The organism is Tessaracoccus sp. OH4464_COT-324, from assembly GCF_003932855.1.
In the GTDB taxonomy this organism is placed as follows: Bacteria; Actinomycetota; Actinomycetes; order Propionibacteriales; family Propionibacteriaceae; genus Arachnia.
On record NZ_RQYZ01000072.1, the window covers coordinates 1 to 575 of the forward strand.

Here is a 575-nt window from a genome sequence, read left to right on the forward strand (position 1 = left end):
CATCAATATGCCCATCAAGCCATAAGAAATTCCGCCCGTATAAATTGCCCACCACTGATAATTCTGTATGGCAATCAAAACTGCGCAAACAATAATATTAAAGATAAAAAATCCGCACCAAATTTGCGTGACTTTTCGAGTATAAAGCACTGCTTGCTCAGGTAAGTCTGGTGTTTTTAAGCGAGCTAATCGCTCAACCAGTGATTGTGAGCTAAACAAGCTACTGCCAAAAGTTGCGAGTAACATTCCATTGATGATTATGGGATACCAAAACATCGTACCGAGATTTTGGCTGAGATAAATAAAAGCTAAAAGTGCGGTCATAAAAATTGCAAAATAACGTGCTAAATTGACCGCTTGTATTGCTTTGAATGCCCATAATATTGCCATAATCAACACTAAAACTGTTAGCTCTTGGCGACTAAAAAGCAGTAACCAACCTAGCGGATAAGCAAGGCTGGTTAAGAGCAGCAGAATGTTAATGAGTAGAGCAAATAATTTATTCATTCTCGATAATAACTAATCCGCTTGCACACATTTCGCCATCGGTTTTGAGCTGGAAACGCATGCGATTT

At 38.8% G+C, this 575-nt stretch carries 1 protein-coding gene; it reads right to left on the minus strand.

Annotated features, from left to right (window positions below):
- On the minus strand, positions 1-507 hold a 507-nt coding region (locus EII42_RS12195), incomplete at its 3' end, for a hypothetical protein (protein ID WP_125172416.1).
- Positions 508-575: the final 68 nt, after the last annotated feature.